Source organism: Massilia agilis (genome assembly GCF_024756255.1).
In the GTDB taxonomy this organism is placed as follows: domain Bacteria; phylum Pseudomonadota; class Gammaproteobacteria; order Burkholderiales; family Burkholderiaceae_D; genus Telluria; species Telluria agilis.
In genome coordinates, this window is sequence record NZ_JANUHB010000004.1 from 294,439 (window position 1) to 316,625 (window position 22,187).

The window sequence follows — 22,187 nt, forward strand, 5'->3', positions numbered from 1 at the left end:
GGGCGAAGTGTAGCATGGCCGATCAGGGGCTGCCTACCGGGCCGTGCATCTGCTGGTTGAACGCGTGGGCAGGCTCTCCTGCCCACGCGTTCAACGTGTGGCGGCGTCAACGCGCGGCAGCCAGCCCAGTTCCTCGCGAAAGCCGGCGCCGCCGTCGTCGCAGACCAGGTGCCACATGGTCTTCCCGCCACGCTTCACGACCACGCCATCTTCGGTGTACGGCGTGCGCTCGGCGTCGTCGGCGCGGGCCGACTTGCTGTACACCTCGTAGCGGTAGGCGCCGCGATCGAACACCACGCGCGTGACGCCGCCGCCGAACAGCGGCGTGGTGGACAGCCCGAACGGACCCGTTCCGGCCGCGCGCGCGCCGGCGCGCGGAAACGACATCTCGACACCATCGCGGCCACCGAACCGGTACGCGAGCTGGCCGCGCACGCCCTGCGGGCGGCACAGCGACACGGTCTTTGCGCCCACCTGGCACGAGAACACCACCGCCTCGTCCGGCGTGCACAACTGCGCGCTGGCTTCTTGCGCCATGCTTGCCGCCAGCAGCCCCGCGAGCACGGGTTTATTCCATCGCATTCCTGATCCTTTCATAGCGCGCCCTCCGGTCGTCCAGGCCATTGAGGCCACCGTTGACCTTTTGCGTGACGGCCGCTACGTCGTCGCCGTCGGCCACTGCGTTGATGTCGTTCGCCTGCCAGAAGTAGAACGCCGACTCGATGCCGTACCCCAGGTCGGAGCCGAGCAAATCCGGGGTGGCCACGAAGTCGCGCTGGTCCTGCGGCTGGCGCTGGTTGTGGCAGGCGGTGAAGGCACGGTAGTTGTCCTTGCCGGTCAGCTGGATCAGGCCGCGCCCGCGGTAGCGGTAACCGTCGCCCGAGCCTTCGTCGCCGTTCCCGAGCCGCAGGGCGTACACATAGCTGAGCAGGTTTTGCGGATTGTGGGCGTAGGCCGCTTCGTCGGTCCACAGCTTGGGGCGCAGCTGCGCCGGTTTGCCGTCCGGGCCCAGCGCGCAGTTGTCGCGGGCCGCGTCGTACCGGGCGGCGCCGCCCTTGCAGCCGAACACCTGGCGCATGCGCGGCGCGGAGTAGCTGCCGTTTTCCACCGCGTTGCGGAACGCGCTTTCATGGCCGATCTGGGACAGGAAGTGGGCGATGCGGGTGCGCGTGTTGACCTCGTAGGCCAGCGCATACGCGTTGAGCGCGTCGAGCATGCCGGCGTAATAGTCGGCGCTGTTGGTGCTGTCGGCCGCTTGCAGCAGCCCGACGGTGATGGCTGCCATCGTCGCTCCTGTCGCATCCGTGGGGATGCAGGAGATGATGGCACCATATTGATGAGCTTACACGGCCTTTGTGGCAGGGGCCGTTGCGGATCGTGTCAAATCCGCAACGGCCGCCGTTTCGGTTATGCGATGCGGGCAAACACGCGGCGCGCGGCTTCGACGGTCTCGCCGATCACCGCGTCGTCGTGCGTGGCCGAGACGAAGCCGGCTTCGAACATGGCCGGGGCAAAATACACGCCTTCTTCCAGCATACCGTGGAAGAAGCTGTTGAAGCGCGCCTTGTCGCCGGCCATCATCTGGCCATAGCTGGACGGGATGTGCGCCGAGAAGTACATGCCGAACATGCCGCCCACCGAGTCGGCGCAGAACGCCACGCCAGCTTCCTGCGCCGCCTTCGTCAGCCCGATCACGAGCTTGTCGGCCTGCGCCGTCAGTTTCTCGTAGAAGCCCGGCTCCTGCACCAGCTTCAGGGTGGTCATGCCGGCGGCCACGGCCACCGGATTGCCCGACAGCGTGCCGGCCTGGTACACCGGGCCGATCGGCGCCATGTTGTGCATCAGGTCGGCCCGCCCGCCGAAGGCCGCCACCGGCATGCCGCCGCCGATCACCTTGCCCAGGCAGGTCAGGTCGGGCGTGATGCCGTACAGCGCCTGCGCACCGCCCAGGCCAACCCGGAAGCCCGACATCACCTCGTCGAAAATCAGGATCGCGCCGTACTCGGTGCACAGCTCGCGCATGCGGCGCAGGAACTCGGGGGTGCCGCGGATCAGGTTCATGTTGCCGGCCACCGCTTCCACGATCACGCAGGCGATGGTGTCGCCCATCGACTCGAACGCGTCCTCGAGCTGGGCCACGTTGTTGTAGTCCAGGACCACGGTGTGCTTGACGAAGTCTTCCGGTACGCCGGCCGAAGTCGGGTTGCCGAAGGTGAGCAGGCCGCTGCCGGCCTTGACCAGCAGCGAGTCGGCGTGGCCGTGGTAGCAGCCCTCGAACTTGACGATCTTGTCGCGGCCGGTGGCGCCGCGCGCCAGGCGCAGCGCGCTCATGGTCGCCTCGGTGCCGGACGAGACCAGGCGCACCTGCTCGATCGACGGCACCAGCCGGCAGATCTCTTCGGCGATGTCGATCTCCGCCTCGGTCGGCGCGCCGAACGACAGGCCGCTGGCGGCCGCGTCCTGCACCGCCTTGATCACCTGCGGGTGCGCATGGCCGAGGATGGCCGGACCCCACGAGCCGACGTAGTCGATGTAGCGCTTGCCGTCGGCGTCCCAGATGTACGGGCCTTCGGCCTTGGTGATGAAGCGCGGGGTGCCGCCGACCGAGCGGAAGGCGCGCACCGGGGAGTTCACGCCGCCGGGCGTGCTCTGCTGGGCGCGGGCGAACAGGATGTCGTTCTTCGAAGTCTGGTGTTCAGTTGTCATGGTCCGGTTGTGAAGTCGAGGGTGTCATGCCCGCGCCAGCCTGCACGGCGCGGAAGAATTTATTGGGCACGAGTTTGCCCATGCCGAAGCGCTGGGCATGGGCCAGCGCGCCTGTGGTGTATTCCTGTGCCAGCCGCACGGCCGGCGCGGCTTCGTGACCGCGCGCCATCAGCGCGGCCAGCGCGGCCGACAGCGTGGAGCCGGCGCCGATGAACGGGCCCGGCAAGGCCTGCCATTCGATCTCGGCGCGCAGGCCGTCGCGGTCGAACAGCTTGTTGCAGGGGGCGCCGGCGGCAGTGCTGGCGCTGGTGACCAGCACGTATTCGCAGCCGCTGGCGATGATCTCGGCCACGTTCTCGCCCAGCGCGGCGGCCTCGCTGCCTTCGCGCCAGGTCTCGGCCATGCGCGCAAGCTCCACCTGCGATACCATCAGCAGCGACGCTTGCGGCACCAGGATCTGGCGGATCGCCGAGACCATGTCTTCGTCGAGCAGTCCGGAGTCGGGCAGGCTTGACAGGAACGGGTCGAGGATCAGCGGGACATCGTTGTAGTCGGAGACGATTTCGGCAATGGCCGAGGCTTGCTCAGCGCTGCTCAAGGCGCCGACCTTGAACGCGGCGACCGGCATGTCCTCCAGCAGCACCCTGGCCTGGTCCATGACCCAGTCGGGATCGATTTCCTGCACGTCTTCGACGCGGGCCGAATCGGCGATCAGGATGCTGGTTGCGACCGTCAGCGCGTGGCAGCCTTGGGCCGCGCACGCCGCCAGGTCGGCCTGTATGCCGAGCGCGCCGACCGGATCGGACACGCCGAAGGTGAGCACGAGTGGGGTGGTTTGGTTTTGCACGGCGGGTAGATTAAGATACCTGGTTCACCGCATTTTACTAGATAGAAGGATCGACAACGTGAGTAGTAACGAAACAACCGCGCAGGCCTACCAGACCTGGATGTGCATGATTTGCGGCTGGGTCTACGACGAAGAGGCCGGCGCGCCCGAAGAGGGCATCGCGCCCGGCACGCGCTGGGCCGACGTGCCGATGAACTGGACCTGTCCCGAGTGCGGCGCGCGCAAGGACGACTTCGAAATGACCACGATCTGACCCTTCATTCGCTCGCCTGCCCTGGCGAGCGCTTGCCGCCCCCGGTGCCGCTTTCCGCTTCCGTGTGGCGCCGCGCCGCCGACTCGTCGCGCGCACGCACCAGCCAGTAGACCAGTCCCAGCGCCAGCAGCGCCCCGGCCATCGCGGCCACCTTGGCCGGACTGGCTTGCTCTTCCAGCACCACGAATTTGCGCGCCAGCGCGATGAGCGCGATCAGGATCACCGTCTTGACCTGGATGATGCTCTCGTTGCGCAGCGCCACCTTGACGATCGAGTGCTTGAATTCGAGCGCGATCAGCACAGTCATGATCATGCCGAACACGAGCTGGAAGGTGTCCGGCTCGAGCACGTCGAGGGTTTCCGTGGCCAGCATGCGCGTCACGACGCGCACCAGTTCGACCAGGGCGACGATGATCACGACCGCGATCAGCCCGCTCAGCACGAGCGCCACCAGCTGCTCGAAGCGCTCGTAGAGCGTCATCACCTTCCACAGCCGTTTGATTTCGGCCCGCAGTTCCGAGCGCGCGCGCTCCGGCGGTTCCTCGTGCAGCCGTTCTCCGATCGGTATCTCTCGCATAAGAGCCCCTTGTTCCGGATGGTACCGGGCACCGGCCCGGCGGGATGCGCCAAGTGTAGTGCCGATCGGCGCCCTGCACGCCCGGCAAGCGTGCGCGCCGCGCTAGCGCCCGGCAGGCACCGTGAAATCGCTGCCGTCCCAGCCGGCAAAGCGGTAGCCCTCGGCCGCCAGCCTGTCGAGCACGAGCGGCAGCGCCTTTACCGTCTGCTGGTGGATGTCGTGGAACAGGATGATGCCGCGCCCCTCCTGGTGCAGGGTGGTCATGACACGCTGCGTAATCGACGCCGGCACCGGATCGGACCAGTCGAGCGAATCCACGTTCCACATCACCGACAGCAGGCGGGCGTCGGCCACGACGCGCTTGCCTTCGGCGTTGCGGTCGCCGTACGGGAAACGGAACAGGATCGAGCGCTGCGGATCGAGTGTCCTGAGCAGCAGGTCGGTGTCCAGGATCTCGGCTTTCAGGCGCTCGCCGGTCAGTTTGGTCAGCTGGGCGTGGGTCATGCTGTGGTTGCCCAGCACGTAGCCGGCGGCGCGCAGCTTGCGGCTGATGTCCGCGCCGCCGTTCAGGTGCGGCGCGCCGTCCTTGCCGATGCTGCCGATGTTCTGGCCCACCGTGAAGAACACCGCCGGCACTTTGTACTTTGCCAGGATCGCTGCGATCTGTTCGCTGTACACGCGGTGCGGGCCGTCGTCGAAGGTCAGCGCGACGGTCTTTGGCGGCAGCCGGGTGCCGAAGATCTCGGCCGGCGTCGGCTGGGCAGGCGGCAGCTGCACGCCCGCCTCCTTGAGGATGTCCTCGCGCCGGTACCGGCTTGCCAGCCAGGCGACGTAACTGTCCCACTTTTCGCGCCGTGGCGCAATCATGGCCTGGCCAAGCGGGTCGAACGCGGCATGCAGCTCCTTGTCGTAGGCGCGCTCGATGTCGTCCAGTGCCTGCAGGTCTTGCGCGAGCCGCTTGTGCAGCCTGACGGCCTGTGGCCCGGCTTCGCCGGCGACCTCGTCGTAGAGCGCGGCGAGCGTTTCGCGGAAGGCCAGGCGGTCGGCGTCGTGCAGCGCAGGGTCGGACCCGACCTCGCTCAGCAGCGCGCCGGCCTGCTCGAAACGCCCGGCCTGGCCGGAGTGCACCAGCTCGGCCAACGCCGCGTCGATGCGCGCGCGCCGCTGCTGGTTGTCGTGGAAGAGCTGCTTGCCGACCCGGTTGACGAGCTCGCGCTGGGGTGGCGGCATCGCGTCCTGGCCGGCGGTGAGCACGATGATCTTGCGGTAGGCCGCCAGCATGTCGCGCATGTCGGCCGCGATGGCCTGCCGCGCATCGGGCGGCCCGGCGGGGTGCGGCGTGGTGCATGCGGCAAGGGTGGCGCAGGCCACGACAACGAGGCCGGCAAGGTAGAGGGCGGGGCGGCGCATGGCATCACCTGCGGGGGTAGCGTATTCCTCCACAAGGTAGCCCGTATGGCTGTGCTCGCCAAAAAATCCGGCGCGCGCCTCGCTTTTCGTCAAACGCTTTGCCCTGCGTCAATGCCATCAAGCCATTTTATGCAGGCTGCCCCGCGCCAAAGCTCACGCTTCGCCGGCTGCCGCCCTGATCGCCTCGAAGCGCGCCAGCGTCTGCTTGCGGGCGCGCTCGTGCTCGACGATCGGCCAGGCGTAGTCGCGCCCCATCTGCACGCCCTTGGCCAGCAGCAGCATCGGCTCGGCCAGCATTGGTGCGTGGATCTCGCGCGCGTCGAGTGCGGCCAGCTGCGGCAGGTAGCGCCGGATGAAGTTGCCGTCCGGGTCGAACTTGCGCGACTGGGTGAGCGGATTGAAGATGCGGAACCACGGCTGGGCATCGCAGCCGGTCGAGGCGGCCCACTGCCAGCCGCCGTTGTTGGACGCCAGGTCGTAATCGTTCAGCTTGAGGGCAAAATAGCGCTCGCCGCGCCGCCAGTCGATGCCCAGGTCCTTGGTCAGGAAGCTGGCAGTGAGCATGCGCAGCCGGTTGTGCATGAACCCGGTCTGGTTGAGCTGGGCCATCGCCGCGTCCACCAGCGGGTAGCCGGTGCGCCCTTCGCACCAGGCGGCAAAGGCAGCGTCGGCGGCTTGCCCCTGTTCCCAGGCGATGGCGTCGAACGCGCTCTTGAACGACTGCGTCACCACGCGCGGGTGGTGGTACAGGATCATCGCGTAGAACTCGCGCCAGATGAGCTCGGACAGCCATACCTCGGCGCCGGCCGCCCCGTGCGCGGCCATCTGGCGGGCGGTGCGTACCAGGTGGCGGATCGAGGTGGTGCCAAAGCGCAGGTGCACCGACAAGCGCGAGGTGGCGTCGTCGGCGGGGAAGTCGCGCGCCGTGCCGTAGCTGGCGATGCGGTCGAGGAAGTGCTCGAACAGATCCGCGGCGCCGCTCATGCCGGCCGGTGCGACGGGATTCGCCGGCTCCGCAAAGCCGATGTCGGCCAGGCCGGGCAGGGCGCTTGCGGCGGGCGCGGGCGCAAGGCGCGCGGCCAGCGGCTCGATCTCGTGGGGCGCGAGCGCGTCCGGATTGGCGGCAAGCTGGCGCAACCAGGCGTTCTTGTATGGCGTGAAGACCGAGAACGGCTGCCCGCCCAGGGTCAGCACCTCGCTGCGTTCGAACACCACCTGGTCCTTGGAGGTGGCAAACAGGCGCCCGTCCGCACCCAGCTTGCGCGCCACCCGGTTGTCGCGGGCGATGGCGGCCGGCTCGTAGTCGTGGTTGGCGAACACGGTCTCGACCCCCAGCTCGGCGGCCAAGCGCGGGATCTCCTCCTCGGCGCGGCCGTGGCGCACGATCAGGCCGCCGCCGAGCCGGCGCAGGTCGGCGTCCAGTTCGCGCAGGCTGGCGTGGATGAAGTGCACGCGCCGGTCGTCGGGCGGCAGGCCGGCGAGGATGTCGGTGTCGAACACGAAGGCGCAGTACACGCTGCCCGAGCCCGCCAGCGCACGGTGCAAGGCGGCATGGTCGAAGCTGCGCAGGTCGCGCCGGAACCAGACGAGGGACTTGCTTTTAGGCATCATTTGATGTGCAGGGTCAATGCGACCCGGCATTTTACTGGCTACGATGGGCCTTAGCTGCGCGCGGCACGGCATTTGCGGGGCTGCCGGCGCGATTCAGTGTAAACTATCGAAAAATCCAACGTTGTAGGACGGATAAGCGGTAGCCTGTCAGAGTGAGCCCATAGGAAGTCAGCGTATGAAGAAAAGCAAGGTCGGCACAACTCTCCCCATGCCCGGGATGCCGCAGGAGCGGATCGATACGCTTGGCAAGGCGGTCTCGGTTACCGCGGCGTCGGGCCTGAACCTGGCCAACCATTTCCTCATTGCCATGCCCTCGATGCAGGACCCGATTTTCGGCGGCACCGTAGTCTATGTCTGCGAGCACAACGACAAGGGCGTGCTCGGGGTGGTGATCAACAAGCCCACCGACATGACCATGGACGTGCTGTTCGACCGCATCGACCTGAAGCTGTCCGAGGGCCTCAAGAGCACGGTCAGCAGCGCGCCGATCATGTTCGGCGGCCCGGTCCAGGACGACCGCGGTTTCGTGCTGCATTCGCCGGGCGGGCGCTACTCGTCCTCGCTGGCCGTGACCGACGAGGTGGCATTCACCACTTCCATCGATGTGCTCGAGGCGGTGGCCAACGGCGACGGCCCGCAGCGCATGCTGGTGTCGATCGGCTACGCCGGCTGGAGCCCCGGCCAGCTCGAGGAAGAAATCGCCAAGAACGGCTGGCTGACGGTGAACGCCGACGCCCGCGTGCTGTTCGACCTGCCGATCGAGGAGCGCTACAACGCCGCCATCAAACTCCTGGGAATCGACCCGCTGATGCTCGCACCTGAGGCCGGCCATGCGTAATAATGGTTGACATCGTCCTGGGCTTCGATTTTGGCATCAAGCGTATCGGCATCGCGATGGGGAACACCCTCACGGGCCAGGCGCAACCGCTTTCCGTCATCAACGCTGTCGATAACGCCACCCGTTTCAAGGCCATCGGCGAACTGATCGAACAATGGCGCCCGGCGCGCCTGGTGGTCGGCGAACCGCGTCATCCGGACGGCGCCGAGCACGACATGACGCTGCGCGCGCGCCGCTTTGCCAACCAACTCAACGGCCGCTTCAGCCTGCCCGTCACGCTCGTGGACGAGCGCTATTCGTCGGCAGTGATCCCCGCAAAGCGCGGCGAGATCATCGACGCCAAGGCGGCCGCAATCATTTTGCAACAATACTTTGACGACCATGTCCAAAACTAGTGACGACTTCGACGCCGAAGCGCTGTACCGCACCCTGCTCGGGCAGGTGCGGGACGGCCTTGCCGGCGTCGGCGATGCCGCCATCGTCGGCATCCATTCCGGTGGCGCGTGGCTGGCCGAACGGCTCGCGCGCGACCTCGACCTGAACGGACGGCTGGGCTTCATCGACGTCTCGTTCTACCGGGACGACTACGCGAAGAAGGGCCTGCACCCGGACGTGAAGCCGACCCACATCCCGTTCAACGTGGACGGCGCCACCATCGTGCTGGTGGACGACGTGCTGTTCACCGGGCGCACCACGCGCGCGGCGATCAACGTGCTGTTCGACTACGGCCGCCCGCAGCGCATCGTGCTGGCGGCGCTGGTGGACCGCGGCGGGCGCGAGCTGCCGGTGGCGGCCGATTTCGCCGGCGCGCGCGTGACCCTCAAGCCGGGCCAGTCGCTGGCGCTGCTGAAGAACGCCGACGGCCAACTCTCGCTCACGATCGAAGACGACAATGTTTAATCCCCAGCTGAATAAAAACGGCGAGCTGCAGCACCTCCTGACCATCGAGGGGCTGCCCAAGCCGATCATCAACCACATCCTCGACACGGCGTCGAGCTTCGTCTCCATTTCGGACCGCGAAGTGAAGAAGGTGCCGCTCATGCGCGGCAAGAGCGTGTTCAACCTGTTCTTCGAGAACTCCACGCGCACCCGCACCACCTTCGAGATCGCCTCCAAGCGCCTGTCGGCCGACGTGATCAACCTGAACATCTCGGCCTCTTCCACTGCCAAGGGCGAGTCGCTGCTCGACACCATCGACAACCTGTCGGCCATGCACGCGGACATGTTCGTGGTGCGCCACGCGCAGTCGGGCGCGCCGTTCCTGATCGCCAAGCACCTGAACGACCACGGGCAGAAGGACATCCACGTCGTCAACGCCGGCGACGGGCGCCACGCGCACCCGACCCAGGGCCTGCTCGACATGTACACGATCCGCCACTACAAGAAGGACTTCACCAACCTGACGGTGGCGATCGTCGGCGACATCCTGCACAGCCGCGTTGCGCGCTCGGACATCCATGCGCTCACCACGCTGGGCGTGCCCGAGATCCGCGCGATCGGCCCGGCCACGCTGCTGCCGGGCGGGCTGGAACAGATGGGCGTGCGCTGCTACTCGAACATGGACGAGGGCCTGAAGGACGTGGACGTGATCATCATGCTGCGCCTGCAGAACGAGCGCATGTCCGGCGCGCTGCTGCCGTCGGCCCAGGAGTACTTCAAGAGCTACGGCCTGACGCCCGAGCGCCTGGCGCTGGCCAAGCCGGACGCGATCGTGATGCACCCGGGCCCGATGAACCGCGGCGTCGAGATCGATTCGGCGGTGGCCGACGGCGCGCAGGCAGTGATCCTGCCGCAGGTGACCTTCGGCATTGCGGTGCGCATGGCGGTGATGAGTATTTTGGCGGGAACCCACGGATGAAACTACATATCAAGAACGGGCGCGTGGTCGACCCGGCGAACAACATCGACAAAGTAACCGACCTGTTCATCGCGGACGGGAAGGTGGCGGCAGTGGGCAGCGCGCCCGCGGGCTTTGCCGCCGACAGCACCATCGACGCGACCGGCCTGGTGGTGGCCCCTGGCCTGGTGGACCTGTCCGCGCGCCTGCGCGAGCCGGGCTACGAATACAAGGCCACGCTGGAATCGGAAATGCAGGCGGCGATGCAGGGCGGCGTGACCACGCTCGTGTGCCCGCCCGACACCGACCCCGTGCTCGACGAGCCGGGCCTGGTGGAAATGCTCAAGCACCGCGCGCGCAACCTGAACCAGGCGCACGTGCACCCGCTGGGCGCGCTCACCGTCGGCCTGAAGGGCCTGGCGCTGACCGAGATGGCGGAACTGACCGAGGCCGGCTGCATCGGCTTCTCGCAGGCCGAGGTGCCGGTGCAGGACACCACGGTGCTGCTGCGCGCGCTGCAGTACGCCAAAACCTTCGGCTACACCGTATGGCTGCGCCCGCAGGACGCGCACATCGGCCGCGGCGGCGTGGCGCACAGCGGGCCGCTGGCCTCGCGCCTGGGCCTGTCGGGCGTGCCGGTGATGGCCGAGACCATCGCGCTGCACACGATCTTCGAGCTGGTGCGCGCCACCGGCGCGCGCGTGCACCTGTGCCGCCTGTCGTCCGCCGCCGGGCTGGAGCTGGTGCGCGCGGCCAAGAAGGAAGGACTGCCGGTCACCTGCGACGTGGGCGTGCATCACCTGCACATGACCGACGCCGACATCGGCTTCTTCGACTCCAACGCGCGCATCGATCCGCCGCTGCGCAGCCAGCGCGACCGCGATGCGATCCGCGCCGCTGTGCTGGACGGGACCGTGGACGCGGTCTGCTCTGACCACACCCCGGTGGACGACGACGAGAAGCTGCTGCCGTTCGGCGAGGCTTCGCCCGGCGCCACCGGCCTGGAACTGCTGCTGTCGCTGATGCTCAAGTGGGCCGAAGACGAACGCGGCGCCGCCAAGGACAGCTTGTCGCGTGCGATCGCCAGGGTCACCAGCCAGGCCGCGCGCGTGGCCGGGCTGCAGGCGGGCGACCTGTCGGTTGGCGCGAGTGCCGACGTCGTCGTGTTCGACCCCGAGGCCCGCTGGACCGTCAAGGCATCGGCGCTGGCCAGCCAGGGCAAGCACACGCCGTTCCTGGGCTACGAGCTGTCGGGGCAGGTGAAGGCGACCATCGTCGCCGGCCAGATCGCGTACCAGCGCTAAGGCCGGTCATGCGGCCGGGGTTCCCGCGCGGGCGGGGACCCTTCCGGCGCACCCCCTCCCGCGACACATGCATATGCCTGTACAATCGGCCCCGAGCAGCGCGCGGCATGGGACCCGCGCGGGCATTATCACCGTCGACATTTGAACATCCAGCTTGCCTGGCGCCTGGCGCGCGCCTCCCTCCACCTCGTAGCGGGCCTTGCCACCTGCGCCTTCGTATTCCCGTGGGCGGGGCAAAGGCTGCGCGAACGCCTGACCCGGCGCTGGTCGCTCCAGCTGCTGGCGCTGTGCCGCGTCTCGGTGGAGCAGGGCCATGGCGCACCCGCGCTGGCGCACGCGCTGATCGTCGCCAACCACGTCTCGTGGCTGGACATCTTCGTCATCAACTCGCTGCACCCGTGCCGCTTCGTGGCCAAGGCCGAGATCCGCGGCTGGCCGCTGCTTGGCTGGCTGGCCGGGCGCGCCGGCACCGTGTTCATCGCGCGCGGCGACCGGCGCGGACTGCGCGACATCTTCAAGGGCCTGGTGGGCATGCTGCGGCAGGGCCAGCGCGTCGCCTTCTTCCCGGAAGGGACCACCTCGCGCCAGGGCGTGATCCTGCCGTTCCACGCCAACCTGCTGGAGGCGGCGATCGACGCCAGCGTCGCGGTGCAGCCGTATGCACTCGAGTACGTGGACGAGCGCGGCGCGCACCACACGTCGGTTGACTACGTTGGCGAGACCACCTTCGTGAACAGCTTCTTCGCGATCCTGTCGGGGCCGCCCGTGCGCGCGCGGCTTACCTGCCTGGCGCCGGTCAGCTCGGTCGGCGAGCACCGCCGCGACCTGGCGCAGGCCGCGCGCAAGGCGATCTCGCGCTCGCTGGGCGCGCGCATGGCCGAGGCAGCGGCCGAATCGCCGCCGCTGCGGGCCTGAGCCGGCGCCCGTCACATCAAGCGCCGGCTTTCTTCTTCCCGCCGTGCTCCTGGTATTCGGGGCAGTCCACTTGCAGCAGCGCGCGGTTGTCCAGGCACACGGCGGAGAGCTTGCCGCCCCAGACGCAGCCGCTGTCCACGCCGATCACGTTCGGCCGCATCACCAGCCCCAGCGCCGACCAGTGGCCGAACACCACGGTCACGTCCGCCGTCTTGCGGCCGGGGACCTCGAACCACGGCACCAGGCCCGACCCGGGCGGGCCGATGTCGCTTTCCTTGTGCTTGAAGTCCATCGTGCCGTCCGGCTGGCACAGGCGCACGCGGGTGAGCGCGTTGACGATGCAGCGCAGGCGCGGCAGGCCGGTGAGGGCGTCGTCCCAGCGGTCCGGCTCGTTGCCGTACATCTGCGCAAGGAACTCGGTCCAGCGCTCGCTGCGCAGCACGGCCTGCACTTCGCCGGCCAGCGCCATGGTCTGCTGCGCGCTCCACTGCGGCGCCACGCCCGCGTGCACCAGCAGGTGGCCGTCCACGAACATGGCCAGCGGGCGCTGGCGCAGCCATGCGACCAGCTCGTCGCGATCGGGCGCAGCCAGGATTTCGTCCAGCGTGTCGGATTTGCTGACCGCTTGCGCGCCGACCGCCACCGCCAGCAGGTGCAGGTCGTGGTTGCCGAGCACGGCCTCGACCTGCCCGCCGCTGCGCTCGGCCAGCTCTTTCATGCGGCGCAGGGCGCCCAGCGAATCGGGGCCGCGGTTGATCAGGTCGCCCACGAACAGGATGCGTGCGTCACCCCCGGCATCCTGTTCGATATGATCGAGCAGGACCTGGGCTTCGTGCGCGCAACCTTGCAGGTCGCCGATGACATAAGTTTTCATGCTAATGGATCGTTTTGGAGCGGGCTTTCGGCCCGGATTTCTCATGGCGCGGCAGCTTTCACATAAAATGCTGCCTGACCTTTACCTTTTGGCAGGATACTAAATGATTTTGGTGACTGGCGGTGCCGGGTTCATCGGCTCCAATTTCGTGCTGGACTGGCTGGCCAGGTCCGACGAGCCGGTCGTCAACTGCGACAAGCTGACGTACGCGGGCAACCTGGACAACTTGTCGGCATTGGCGGGCGATGCGCGCCACCGCTTCGTGCGCGCCGACATTCTCGACCGCGGACAGGTCGCGGCCCTGCTGCGCGAGCATCGCCCGCGCGCCATCGTCCATTTTGCCGCCGAAAGCCATGTCGATCGGTCGGTCGTGGCGCCTGGCGATTTCGTGGCCACCAACGTGACCGGCACATTTTGCCTGCTGGCCGAAGCGCACGCGTATTGGAGCGAATTGAGCGGCACCGAACGCGAAGCTTTCCGATTCCTGCATATTTCGACCGACGAAGTGTACGGCTCACTGCAGCCGGACGCACCGCCATTCACCGAAGATTCGCCGTATGCGCCGAACAGCCCGTATGCCGCCACCAAGGCGGCGGCCGACCACCTGGTGCGGGCCTGGCACCAGACGTACGGCCTGCCGGCGATCATCACCAATTGCTCGAATAATTACGGTCCGCGCCAGTTTCCCGAAAAGCTGATTCCCCTGATGATCGCCAATGCGCTGGTCGGCGCGCCGTTGCCGGTCTATGGCGACGGTTTGCAGGTGCGCGACTGGCTGTATGTCGGTGACCATTGCGCCGCCTTGCGCCGGGTGCTCGAAGCCGGCCGGCCCGGCGAAACGTATGCGATTGGCGGCAACTGCGAAATGACGAATATCGCGGTGGTCATTGCCATTTGCGATGTGCTGGCCGAATTGGCGCCCAAAGCCGGCGGCTACCGCGCCCAGGTCGCGCACGTTGCCGATCGCCCGGGGCATGACCGCCGCTATGCGATCGACAGCGCAAAGGTGCGGCGCGAACTGGGCTGGAGCGCCGTGGAGAACTTTGAAAGCGGCCTGCGCAAGACCGTGCAGTGGTACCTCGGGAACCAGGATTGGGTCGCCAACGTGCAATCGGGAGCATACCAGGCATGGATCGAACAGAATTACGCCAGCCGGGAGGAGCAGCCATGACGCCACAGGCGCGGCGCGGTATCGTGCTGGCGGGCGGATCGGGCACGCGCCTTTATCCGATGACACTAAGCTTGTCCAAACAGCTCATGCCGGTGTACGACAAGCCGATGATCTACTATCCGCTGTCAACGCTGATGCTCGCCGGTATCCGCGATATCCTGGTCATTTCGACCCCGCATGATATGCCGCGTTTCCAGGAGCTGCTGGGCGATGGCAGCCGGTGGGGCATTTGTTTGCGCTACGCCGCGCAGGCCGCGCCGGAAGGCATTGCGCAAGCGTTCCTGATTGGCCGCGATTTTCTTGGCGATGCGCCTTCTGCGCTAATTTTGGGCGATAACCTCTATTACGGGCATGGCCTGGATCGCCAGCTGGAAGCGGCCAGCGCGCGCCCCGACGGCGCCACCGTGTTCGCCTACCACGTGCACGATCCCGAGCGTTATGGCGTGGTTGAATTCGGCCCCGGGCGGCGCGCGCTCTCGATCGAGGAAAAGCCCAGCCAGCCCAAGTCCAATTACGCGGTCACCGGCTTGTATTTCTATGACGCGAGCGTGGTCGACATCGCGTCGTCGATTCGTCCTTCTGCAAGGGGCGAACTCGAAATCACGGACGTGAACCGGGCCTACCTCGACCAGGGCAAGCTGCAGGTCGAGGTGATGGGACGGGGCATGGCCTGGCTCGACACCGGCACCCACGAATCGCTGCTCGACGCCGCCCAGTTCATCGCCACGATCGAAAAGCGCCAGGGCCTCAAGGTGGGCGTGCCGGAAGAAATTGCTTATCGCAAGGGGTATATCGATGGCACGGCGCTCGAGAAACTGGCCGCGCCCCTGCAAAGCAGCGGATACGGGAAATACCTTTTGCAAATCCTGAATGGCACGGTGCTCTGATGAAAATAACTCCAAGTGACATCGCGGACGTGCTGATCATCGAACCGCAGGTCTTTCGCGACGAGCGCGGCTTTTTCTACGAAAGTTTCAATGAGCGGCGCTTCGAGGAACTGACCGGGCTGCAGCCGCGGTTCGTACAGGACAACCATTCGCAGTCCGTGCGCAATGTCGTGCGCGGCCTGCACTACCAGGTCGGGCAGGCCGCGCAGGGCAAGCTTATCCGTGTGGTGGCGGGTGCGATTTTCGACGTCGTGGTCGATTTGCGCCGCGGCTCGCCGTCATTCGGGCGCGCGGCCTGTATCGAGCTGTCCGCCGACAACCAGCGACAGCTCTGGATTCCGCCCGGATTTGCCCACGGCTTCCTGGTCACGAGCGAGCGCGCCGATTGCCTCTACAAGACCACCGGCTACTGGTCGCCCACCGATGAGCGCACCCTGCTCTGGAACGATCCCGCGGTGGCCATTGACTGGCCCTTGCGCGGCGCGCCGATCGTCTCGGCCAAGGACCAGGCCGGCACCCCGTTGGCGCAGGCCGAGGTGTTCCCGTGAACATTTTGCTGACGGGCGCCAGCGGCCAGGTCGGCTACGAGCTGCGGCGCAGCCTGCAAGGCCTTGGCAACGTGGTCGCCCCGGCCCGGTCCGGGCTCGACCTGTCCGACCTGGCGCAGTTGCGCTCGGTGGTGCGCGAGCTCAAGCCCGGCCTGATCGTGAATGCGGCGGCTTACACCGCGGTCGAGCGGGCCGAGTCCGAGCCGGCACTGGCGCTCTGGGTCAATGGCGAGGCGCCGGGCGTGCTGGCGGCCGAGGCGCGTGCGTTGGGCGCGGCCATCGTCCACTATTCGACCGATTACGTGTTCGACGGCCGCCAGCAGGCCCCCTACCGGGAAGAGGACACGCCGGCCCCGCTGAACGCTTATGGCCGCAGCAAGCTCGCGGGCGAGCAGGCGGTAGCCGCATCCGGCGCGGCGCACCTGATTTTGAGGACGAGCTGGGTGTACGGCCTGCGCGGCCACAATTTTTTATGCACCATGCTTGAACGGGCCCGGCAAGGCCACGCGCTGCGCGTGGTCGCGGACCAGTTTTCCGCGCCCACCTGGAGCCGGACCCTTGCCGAGCTCACTGCCCAACTGCTGGTGCGCGCGCAGGCGCCTGGCTGGTGGCAGGCGCATTCCGGCATTTACCACCTGAGCTGCGGCGGACAAACCAGTTGGCACGGCTTTGCGCAAGCCATCATGGCCGAGGCCGGAATCGGCTGCGAGGTCCAGGCAATCGGCAGCGCCGAATATCCGTCGCCAGTCCGCCGCCCCGGCAATAGCACCTTGTGCTGCGATAAATTAAGGACCCTCGGCCTGGTAATTCCGCCATGGCATGAGGCGTTGCAATTGTGCATGCAAGACCGGGCTATTGTTGAATATAATTAACTACAAAATTTAGAACAATAATTGGCCTAAAAGGGACGATTTCGCTCAATTGTTAAAGCGGGTGCGGCGCTAAACTGTTTTGTTCAAAAACTTCCTGGCTGAGCAATTAGGTAAAATGGCGCAATCGCGCAAGTAGATGCGCTTGCTGATGCTGTCGCTCCCCTGGCGCGACATCCTGGGAACTGGCCGGCGCCGTTGCGCACTTCATGAATTACACATGTTCTCATTTCTCGTGAGTTTCGTGGCTTCGGCCCTGCTGACCTTGCTCGTGGTAAAACACACCAGATTGCACGGACCGGCGCTGGATAATGATTTCGGTGGCGTGCAAAAGGTCCATACGCATACCGTCGCCCGTATCGGCGGGCTGCCGATTTTCCTCGCGGTCGCGATCAGTGCGGCCATTTCGGTGTCGCGCGTGCCGGCGCTGTCGCAATGGATGTTTGCGTTGTTGTCCTGCTCGCTGATCGCTTTTGTGGGCGGCATTGCCGAGGACTATACCGGGACGGTACGCCCCTCGCGCCGCCTGCTGCTGACAATGGCCGCGTCGCTGCTCGGTTACCTGCTGCTCGACGCCAGGATCGGGCGCATCGACCTGCCGTTCGGCTCGTTTGTCCTGCACAGCGCCTGGATCATGTTGCCCCTCACGGTGCTGGCGGTGGCCGGCATCGCCAACGCAATCAACATTATCGACGGCTTTAACGGCCTGGCCAGCGTGGTCACCATCTTCATGCTGGTATCGCTGGCTTACGTGGCGATGCAGGTGGGCGACATGTTCGTCGTGGTGGCTGCGCTGATGGTGGCCGGCGCCACCGCCGGTTTCCTGATCTGGAATTACCCGGTCGGGCTGATTTTCCTCGGCGATGGCGGCGCCTATTTCATCGGTTTCATGCTGGGCGAACTGGCGTTGTTGCTGGTGATGCGCAATCCGCAGGTATCGACCTGGTATGCGGCACTGCTCCTGATTTATCCCGCATTCGAGACGGTCTTTTCCGCCTATCGCCGCATGTTCGTGCGCGGTAAATCGCCGGCCATGCCCGATGGCATACACCTGCACAGCCTGATTTTCCGGCGCATTGTGCAATGGACGGTCGGGCCCCGGGAGGCTCGGGCGCTGATGAAACGCAACGCCCGCACGTCGCCTTACCTGTGGCTGTTTTCGCTGATGGCGGTTATCCCGGCCACGGTGTTCTGGCGGAATACGACAATTCTGATAATCTTCTGTTTGTTGTTTATTATCAGCTACGTGTGGCTGTATGCGCGTATCGTTCGGTTTAAATCCCCGCGCTGGCTGATTTTGCGCAAGAAGGACTGGCAATAAATTGCCAATGTAGTATATTGCGACATTTGGTGAGATTTCACTTCGACTGTTTCAACCCCAACTACAGAGGAACGACGATGGATCTGTCTAATATGTCCCTTGGTGATCTGCGCAACTTGCAGGAGCAAATCAAGCAGGAAATGAAAAAGCGTGAACAGCAGGAAGTGCAAAAAGCGCGCGAGCAGATCCTGGCCATCGCGCAAAGCGTCGGCGTGCCCCTGAAGGACCTGATTACCGCTGGCCGTGGCAAATCCGGTTCGGTCGCCGTGCGCTACCGCCATCCGGACAATGCAAACCAGCAGTGGACCGGCCGCGGGCGCCAGCCGAAATGGGTCAAGGAATGGGTGGAAGGCGGCAAGTCGCTCGACAAGCTGCGCGTCTGATTCCCTTGCCGGCGCTGCGGCGCCGCGCGTTCCCTGCTGCGGCAAGCGTGGCGGACCTATCCCAAGGGTCCGCTTGCCGCTACAATACCGTTTGGTTTTATCATCCCTCCAACATTGGCGTTTAGCACGCCCGGCGTGGGTGCCGGCTTTTGTCCGTGCAGCGCGCTCGCATCACGGTATTGGAACAACATGGTCGCTCTCTCGAAAACGATTTTCAAGGCTTACGACATCCGGGGCGTAGTCGGCAGCACCCTGGACGCCGGGATCGCGCACAAGATCGGCCAGGCCTTCGGCCGCGCCGCGCTGGCCAAGGGAGAGCGCAAGGTCGCCATCGGCCGTGACGGCCGCCTGTCCGGCCCTGAGCTGGCCGCCGCGCTGTCGGACGGCCTGCGCGCCGCCGGCGTGGACGTGATCGACCTGGGCATGGTGGCCACCCCGATGCTGTACTTCGCGACCAACGTGCTGGACACGCGCTCGGGCATCATGGTCACCGGCAGCCACAACCCGCCGGACTACAACGGCTTCAAGATGGTGCTGGCGGGCGAGGCGATCCATGGCGAGGCCATCACCGGCCTGTACGACAGCATCGCCGCCCACGACGGCAGCGCCGCGGCGCAGCCGGGCGGCTACAGCACGCACGATATCCGCGAGGCCTACATCGAGCGCATCGTCGGCGACGTCAAGCTGGCGCGCCCGATCAAGGTCGCGGTCGATTGCGGCAATGGCGTGGCCGGCGCGTTTGCCCCGGCGCTGTTCCGGGCCATGGGCGCCGAGGTGGTCGAACTGTTCTGCGAGGTGGACGGCACCTTCCCGAACCACCACCCCGATCCCGCCCATCCCGAGAACCTGCAGGATTTGATCCGCGAACTGGCGAGCGGCGACGCCGAGATCGGCATGGCCTTCGACGGCGACGGCGACCGCCTGGGCCTGGTCACCAAGGATGGCCAGATCATCTACCCGGACCGCCAGATGATGCTGTTCGCGGCCGAGGTGTTGTCGCGCAACCCGGGCGCGCAGATCCTGTACGACGTCAAGTGCACGCGCCACCTGGGCCCGTGGATCGAGCAGAACGGCGGCCAGCCGCTGATGTGGAAGACCGGCCATTCGCTGGTCAAGGCCAAGCTGCGCGAGACCGGCGCCCCGCTGGGCGGCGAGATGAGCGGCCACATCTTCTTCAAGGACCGCTGGTACGGCTTCGACGACGGCCTGTACGCCGGCGCGCGCATGCTCGAACTGCTCACCCGCGAGCGCGATCCCTCGGCCGTGCTCAATGCGCTGCCGATCGCCACCAGCACGCCCGAGCTGCACCTGCACCTGCAGGAGGGCGAGAACTTTACCCTCATCGAAACCCTGCGCGCGGACGCGACCTTCCCAAGCTCGGAGCGCATCGTCACCATCGACGGCATGCGCGTCGAATACCAGGATGGCTTTGGCCTGGCGCGCTCGTCCAACACCACGCCCGTGGTGGTGCTGCGCTTCGAGGCCGAGTCGCCCGAGGCGCTCGCGCGCATCCAGGCCGAATTCCGCAACGTGATCCTCGCAGCCAAACCGGACGCGCAACTGCCGTTCTGACGCAAGCATGAATATTCTTCTGGTGCGGGTGTCGTCCCTGGGCGACGTGCTGCACAACCTGCCGGTCGTGGCCGACATCCGGCGCCACTATCCCGATGCACAGATCGACTGGGTGGTCGAGGAAGGCTATGTCAGCCTGGTGCGCCTGAACCCGCACGTGCGGCGCGTGATCCCGTTTGCGCTGCGGCGCTGGCGCCGCGGCCTGTTCAAGCCCGAGGTGCGCGCCGAGATGCGCGCGTTCTTCCGCACGCTGCGCGAGGAGCCGTATGACCTCGTGCTCGACACGCAGGGCCTGATCAAGACCGGCATCATCATGGGCGCCGCGCGCGTCAAGCCGGGCGGGCGCAAGGTGGGGCTGGCCAACGGCACCGAGGGCTCGGGCTACGAGCCGGTCTCGCGGATCTTCCACACCGACAGCGTCAAGGTCGCGCGGCGCGCGCACGCGGTCGCGCGCGGGCGCGAGGTGGCGGCCAATGCGCTGGGCTATGCGATCGACACGCCGCCGGACTTCGGCCTGCCGGCGCCGTCGAACCTGGCGGCGCGCCCCGCATGGATGCCGCGCGAGGACTACGCGGTGTTCTTCCACGGGACCGCGCGGGCAGCGAAGAAATGGGCCACCGCGAACTGGATCGCGCTCGGGGACGCGCTCGCGCCCATGCCGGTGCTGCTGCCCTGGGGCTCGCAGGAAGAGAAAAACGAGGCCGAGCAGATCGGCGCCAGCCTGCCCAACGCGCGCGTGCTGCCCAAGCTGTCGATGATGGACGCGGTGGAGCTGGCGCGCGATTGCGCGCTCGCGGTCGGCGTGGATACCGGCCTGACCCACATTGCGGCGGCCTTCGTGCGGCCCACGGTGGAGATCTACTGCGATTCGCCGCGCTGGAAGACCGAGGGCAACTGGTCGCCGCGCATCGTCAACCTGGGCGACACCGGAACCCCACCGTCGGCCGACGACGTGGTGGCCGCCGCGCGCGCCCTGCTCGCCAGCGCATGAAACGCTCCACTTACTCGGCGCTGTGGTGGCTGGCGCTGCCGGCGGTGCTGGGCCGGCTGTGGTGGCGCGGGCGCAAGGAGCCCGGTTACCGCCGGCACTGGGGCGAGCGGCTGGGTGTGTATGGCCAGCCGCTGCCGGAACAGCTGACGATCTGGGTGCACGCGGTGTCGGTCGGCGAAACCCGCGCCGCCGAGCCGCTGGTCGAAGCGCTGCTCGCGCAGTGGCCGGACTGCCGCATCCTGCTCACCCACATGACGCCGACCGGGCGCGCCACCGGACAGGCGCTGTTCGCGCGCCACGGCGAGCGCGTGGTGCAGTCGTACCTGCCCTACGATACCGTCGCCATGGTGGGCCGCTTCCTGCGCCACTTTGGCCCGCGCGTGTGCATCCTGATGGAGACCGAAGTGTGGCCCAACCTGATTGCCGGTTGCGCCAGAGCCGGCGTGCCGGTGGCTCTGGTCAATGCGCGGCTGTCGGAGCGCTCGCTGCGGCGCGGCCAGCGCATGGGCGAGCTGATGCGCGAGGCCGCGCGCGCGATCACTTTCGTGGCCGCACAGACCGACGCCGATGCCGAGCGTATCCGCGCGCTGGGCGCGCTGGACGTGGAGGTCACCGGCAGCATCAAGTTCGACGTGACACCGCCGCCGCAGCTGCTGGAAAAAGGCGCGTGGCTGCGCGCGCGCATCGGCAAGCGGCCCGTGCTGCTGTGCGCCAGCACGCGCGAGGGCGAGGAGGCGCTGATCCTCGACGCGTGGGTCGGCCTGCGCGAGCGGCCGGCGGGCATGCTGCTGGCGATCGTGCCAAGGCATCCGCAGCGCTTCGACGAAGTGGCGCGCATGGCCGAAGCGCGCGGCCTGTCGGTGCAGCGCCGCTCGGCGCTGGCCGAGAGCGACGTGGTCGACGCGGACGTGCTGCTGGGCGACTCGATGGGCGAGATGTTCGCCTACTACGCGGCCTGCGACTGCGCCTTCATCGGCGGCAGCCTGTTGCCGCTGGGCGGCCAGAACCTGATCGAGGCCGCGGCCGTCGGCAAGCCGGTGCTGGTGGGCGAGCACACATTCAACTTCCTGCAGGCGACCGACGAAGCGGTGGCCATGGGCGCGGCGCTGCGTGTGCGCGACGGCGCCGACCTGCTGGCACAGGGCGCGGCCCTGCTGGCCGATCCGGCACGGCGCGCACAGATGGGCGAACGGGCGTTTGCTTTCGCCAACCGGCATCGTGGCGCGACCGTGCGCACGGTTGAATTCTTGCGACGACTTATCGATTAGGTTTT

At 66.9% G+C, this 22,187-nt stretch carries 24 protein-coding genes; 16 read left to right on the forward strand and 8 right to left on the reverse strand.

The genetic code is table 11. The annotated features are described in order from the left end of the window. Positions 1 to 90: 90 nt before the first annotated feature. From NX774_RS17930 to thiD, 4 genes are all read right to left on the reverse strand, one after another. Positions 91 to 582, reverse strand: a complete 492-nt coding sequence (locus NX774_RS17930) for a hypothetical protein (RefSeq protein WP_258823629.1) — start codon at positions 580 to 582, stop codon at positions 91 to 93. Further along, positions 569 to 1,285 carry a glycoside hydrolase family 19 protein gene (locus NX774_RS17935; RefSeq protein WP_258823630.1) on the reverse strand — a complete coding sequence of 239 codons (717 nt, stop codon included), beginning with the start codon at positions 1,283 to 1,285 and terminating at the stop codon, positions 569 to 571. The genes NX774_RS17930 and NX774_RS17935 overlap by 14 nt, the downstream gene beginning before the upstream one ends. Positions 1,286 to 1,407: 122 nt before the next feature. Further along, the gene (gene hemL, locus NX774_RS17940; RefSeq protein WP_258823631.1) at positions 1,408 to 2,706 is read right to left on the reverse strand and encodes a glutamate-1-semialdehyde 2,1-aminomutase; all 1,299 of its coding nucleotides are present in this window, start codon (positions 2,704 to 2,706) and stop codon (positions 1,408 to 1,410) included. After that, positions 2,696 to 3,553: a bifunctional hydroxymethylpyrimidine kinase/phosphomethylpyrimidine kinase gene (thiD, locus tag NX774_RS17945; protein ID WP_258823632.1), complete on the reverse strand. Its 858-nt coding sequence runs from the start codon at positions 3,551 to 3,553 to the stop codon at positions 2,696 to 2,698. Before thiD ends, hemL begins: the two co-directional genes overlap by 11 nt. Before the next feature lie 100 nt (positions 3,554 to 3,653). Between thiD and NX774_RS17950 the strand changes: the two genes are divergently transcribed. Beyond that, positions 3,654 to 3,806, forward strand: a complete 153-nt coding sequence (locus tag NX774_RS17950) for a rubredoxin (RefSeq protein ID WP_258823778.1) — start codon at positions 3,654 to 3,656, stop codon at positions 3,804 to 3,806. A gap of 4 nt (positions 3,807 to 3,810) precedes the next feature. Here NX774_RS17950 and NX774_RS17955 read toward each other — a convergent pair whose 3' ends face one another. From NX774_RS17955 to NX774_RS17965, 3 genes are all read right to left on the reverse strand, one after another. Further along, positions 3,811 to 4,356 carry a phosphate-starvation-inducible PsiE family protein gene (locus NX774_RS17955; protein ID WP_441294963.1) on the reverse strand — a complete coding sequence of 182 codons (546 nt, stop codon included), beginning with the start codon at positions 4,354 to 4,356 and terminating at the stop codon, positions 3,811 to 3,813. A gap of 129 nt (positions 4,357 to 4,485) precedes the next feature. Next, positions 4,486 to 5,793 (reverse strand): polysaccharide deacetylase family protein, encoded by a 1,308-nt coding sequence (locus tag NX774_RS17960; RefSeq protein ID WP_258823633.1) that lies wholly within the window; start codon positions 5,791 to 5,793, stop codon positions 4,486 to 4,488. A gap of 153 nt (positions 5,794 to 5,946) precedes the next feature. After that, complete coding sequence (locus NX774_RS17965; protein ID WP_258823780.1) at positions 5,947 to 7,401, reverse strand: cryptochrome/photolyase family protein; 1,455 nt, start codon at positions 7,399 to 7,401, stop codon at positions 5,947 to 5,949. Between the two features lie 178 nt (positions 7,402 to 7,579). Between NX774_RS17965 and NX774_RS17970 the strand changes: the two genes are divergently transcribed. From NX774_RS17970 to NX774_RS17995, 6 genes are all read left to right on the forward strand, one after another. Further along, on the forward strand, positions 7,580 to 8,242 hold the full coding sequence (locus NX774_RS17970; protein WP_258823634.1) for a YqgE/AlgH family protein: 663 nt from the start codon (positions 7,580 to 7,582) through the stop codon (positions 8,240 to 8,242). Between the two features lie 2 nt (positions 8,243 to 8,244). Beyond that, positions 8,245 to 8,637, forward strand: a complete 393-nt coding sequence (gene ruvX / locus NX774_RS17975; RefSeq protein ID WP_258823635.1) for a Holliday junction resolvase RuvX — start codon at positions 8,245 to 8,247, stop codon at positions 8,635 to 8,637. Then, positions 8,624 to 9,142 carry a bifunctional pyr operon transcriptional regulator/uracil phosphoribosyltransferase PyrR gene (gene pyrR / locus NX774_RS17980; protein WP_258823636.1) on the forward strand — a complete coding sequence of 173 codons (519 nt, stop codon included), beginning with the start codon at positions 8,624 to 8,626 and terminating at the stop codon, positions 9,140 to 9,142. Before ruvX ends, pyrR begins: the two co-directional genes overlap by 14 nt. Continuing rightward, a complete protein-coding gene (locus tag NX774_RS17985; protein WP_258823637.1) occupies positions 9,135 to 10,100 on the forward strand; it encodes an aspartate carbamoyltransferase catalytic subunit in 966 nt (321 codons plus the stop codon). The genes pyrR and NX774_RS17985 overlap by 8 nt, the downstream gene beginning before the upstream one ends. Next, positions 10,097 to 11,383, forward strand: a complete 1,287-nt coding sequence (locus NX774_RS17990; protein ID WP_258823638.1) for a dihydroorotase — start codon at positions 10,097 to 10,099, stop codon at positions 11,381 to 11,383. The genes NX774_RS17985 and NX774_RS17990 overlap by 4 nt, the downstream gene beginning before the upstream one ends. 141 nt (positions 11,384 to 11,524) lie before the next feature. After that, positions 11,525 to 12,298, forward strand: a complete 774-nt coding sequence (locus tag NX774_RS17995; protein ID WP_258823639.1) for a lysophospholipid acyltransferase family protein — start codon at positions 11,525 to 11,527, stop codon at positions 12,296 to 12,298. A gap of 16 nt (positions 12,299 to 12,314) precedes the next feature. Here NX774_RS17995 and NX774_RS18000 read toward each other — a convergent pair whose 3' ends face one another. Further along, positions 12,315 to 13,172, reverse strand: coding sequence for a symmetrical bis(5'-nucleosyl)-tetraphosphatase (locus NX774_RS18000; protein WP_258823640.1), 858 nt, complete (start codon positions 13,170 to 13,172; stop codon positions 12,315 to 12,317). 103 nt (positions 13,173 to 13,275) lie between these two features. Between NX774_RS18000 and rfbB the strand changes: the two genes are divergently transcribed. The 9 genes from rfbB to waaA all read left to right on the forward strand — a co-directional run bounded on the left by rfbB (position 13,276) and on the right by waaA (position 22,182). Beyond that, on the forward strand, positions 13,276 to 14,343 hold the full coding sequence (rfbB, locus tag NX774_RS18005; protein WP_258823641.1) for a dTDP-glucose 4,6-dehydratase: 1,068 nt from the start codon (positions 13,276 to 13,278) through the stop codon (positions 14,341 to 14,343). After that, on the forward strand, positions 14,340 to 15,230 hold the full coding sequence (gene rfbA, locus NX774_RS18010) for a glucose-1-phosphate thymidylyltransferase RfbA (protein WP_258823642.1): 891 nt from the start codon (positions 14,340 to 14,342) through the stop codon (positions 15,228 to 15,230). The genes rfbB and rfbA overlap by 4 nt, the downstream gene beginning before the upstream one ends. Further along, positions 15,230 to 15,778 (forward strand): dTDP-4-dehydrorhamnose 3,5-epimerase, encoded by a 549-nt coding sequence (gene rfbC, locus NX774_RS18015; protein WP_258823643.1) that lies wholly within the window; start codon positions 15,230 to 15,232, stop codon positions 15,776 to 15,778. Before rfbA ends, rfbC begins: the two co-directional genes overlap by 1 nt. Continuing rightward, positions 15,775 to 16,650, forward strand: coding sequence for a dTDP-4-dehydrorhamnose reductase (gene rfbD / locus NX774_RS18020; RefSeq protein ID WP_258823644.1), 876 nt, complete (start codon positions 15,775 to 15,777; stop codon positions 16,648 to 16,650). The genes rfbC and rfbD overlap by 4 nt, the downstream gene beginning before the upstream one ends. A gap of 217 nt (positions 16,651 to 16,867) precedes the next feature. Further along, positions 16,868 to 17,968 carry a glycosyltransferase family 4 protein gene (locus tag NX774_RS18025; RefSeq protein WP_258823781.1) on the forward strand — a complete coding sequence of 367 codons (1,101 nt, stop codon included), beginning with the start codon at positions 16,868 to 16,870 and terminating at the stop codon, positions 17,966 to 17,968. A gap of 77 nt (positions 17,969 to 18,045) precedes the next feature. Further along, positions 18,046 to 18,351 carry an H-NS histone family protein gene (locus NX774_RS18030; RefSeq protein WP_258823645.1) on the forward strand — a complete coding sequence of 102 codons (306 nt, stop codon included), beginning with the start codon at positions 18,046 to 18,048 and terminating at the stop codon, positions 18,349 to 18,351. Positions 18,352 to 18,540: 189 nt separating this feature from the next. Then, a complete protein-coding gene (locus NX774_RS18035) occupies positions 18,541 to 19,923 on the forward strand; it encodes a phosphomannomutase/phosphoglucomutase (protein WP_258823646.1) in 1,383 nt (460 codons plus the stop codon). 7 nt (positions 19,924 to 19,930) lie between these two features. Continuing rightward, entirely contained in the window at positions 19,931 to 20,914 is a 984-nt protein-coding gene (gene waaC / locus NX774_RS18040; RefSeq protein WP_258823647.1) for a lipopolysaccharide heptosyltransferase I, read from the forward strand. Then, positions 20,911 to 22,182 carry a lipid IV(A) 3-deoxy-D-manno-octulosonic acid transferase gene (gene waaA, locus NX774_RS18045; RefSeq protein ID WP_258823648.1) on the forward strand — a complete coding sequence of 424 codons (1,272 nt, stop codon included), beginning with the start codon at positions 20,911 to 20,913 and terminating at the stop codon, positions 22,180 to 22,182. The genes waaC and waaA overlap by 4 nt, the downstream gene beginning before the upstream one ends. Positions 22,183 to 22,187: the final 5 nt, after the last annotated feature.

Excerpts from the sequence above, each read along its gene's own strand:
- NX774_RS17985 (WP_258823637.1), top strand. The coding sequence starts at position 9,135 with ATGTTTAATCCCCAGCTGAATAAAAACGGCGAGCTGCAGCACCTCCTG.
- NX774_RS17965 (WP_258823780.1), bottom strand. The coding sequence starts at position 7,401 with ATGCCTAAAAGCAAGTCCCTCGTCTGGTTCCGGCGCGACCTGCGCAGC.
- NX774_RS17990 (WP_258823638.1), top strand. The coding sequence starts at position 10,097 with ATGAAACTACATATCAAGAACGGGCGCGTGGTCGACCCGGCGAACAAC.
- NX774_RS17950 (WP_258823778.1), top strand. The coding sequence starts at position 3,654 with ATGTGCATGATTTGCGGCTGGGTCTACGACGAAGAGGCCGGCGCGCCC.
- NX774_RS17970 (WP_258823634.1), top strand. The coding sequence starts at position 7,580 with ATGAAGAAAAGCAAGGTCGGCACAACTCTCCCCATGCCCGGGATGCCG.
- hemL (WP_258823631.1), bottom strand. The coding sequence starts at position 2,706 with ATGACAACTGAACACCAGACTTCGAAGAACGACATCCTGTTCGCCCGC.
- NX774_RS18025 (WP_258823781.1), top strand. The coding sequence starts at position 16,868 with ATGTTCTCATTTCTCGTGAGTTTCGTGGCTTCGGCCCTGCTGACCTTG.
- rfbB (WP_258823641.1), top strand. The coding sequence starts at position 13,276 with ATGATTTTGGTGACTGGCGGTGCCGGGTTCATCGGCTCCAATTTCGTG.
- rfbA (WP_258823642.1), top strand. The coding sequence starts at position 14,340 with ATGACGCCACAGGCGCGGCGCGGTATCGTGCTGGCGGGCGGATCGGGC.
- NX774_RS18000 (WP_258823640.1), bottom strand. The coding sequence starts at position 13,172 with ATGAAAACTTATGTCATCGGCGACCTGCAAGGTTGCGCGCACGAAGCC.
- NX774_RS17935 (WP_258823630.1), bottom strand. The coding sequence starts at position 1,285 with ATGGCAGCCATCACCGTCGGGCTGCTGCAAGCGGCCGACAGCACCAAC.
- pyrR (WP_258823636.1), top strand. The coding sequence starts at position 8,624 with ATGTCCAAAACTAGTGACGACTTCGACGCCGAAGCGCTGTACCGCACC.
- waaC (WP_258823647.1), top strand. The coding sequence starts at position 19,931 with ATGAATATTCTTCTGGTGCGGGTGTCGTCCCTGGGCGACGTGCTGCAC.
- rfbC (WP_258823643.1), top strand. The coding sequence starts at position 15,230 with ATGAAAATAACTCCAAGTGACATCGCGGACGTGCTGATCATCGAACCG.
- NX774_RS17930 (WP_258823629.1), bottom strand. The coding sequence starts at position 582 with ATGCGATGGAATAAACCCGTGCTCGCGGGGCTGCTGGCGGCAAGCATG.
- NX774_RS18035 (WP_258823646.1), top strand. The coding sequence starts at position 18,541 with ATGGTCGCTCTCTCGAAAACGATTTTCAAGGCTTACGACATCCGGGGC.
- waaA (WP_258823648.1), top strand. The coding sequence starts at position 20,911 with ATGAAACGCTCCACTTACTCGGCGCTGTGGTGGCTGGCGCTGCCGGCG.
- NX774_RS17960 (WP_258823633.1), bottom strand. The coding sequence starts at position 5,793 with ATGCGCCGCCCCGCCCTCTACCTTGCCGGCCTCGTTGTCGTGGCCTGC.
- NX774_RS18030 (WP_258823645.1), top strand. The coding sequence starts at position 18,046 with ATGGATCTGTCTAATATGTCCCTTGGTGATCTGCGCAACTTGCAGGAG.
- ruvX (WP_258823635.1), top strand. The coding sequence starts at position 8,245 with ATGGTTGACATCGTCCTGGGCTTCGATTTTGGCATCAAGCGTATCGGC.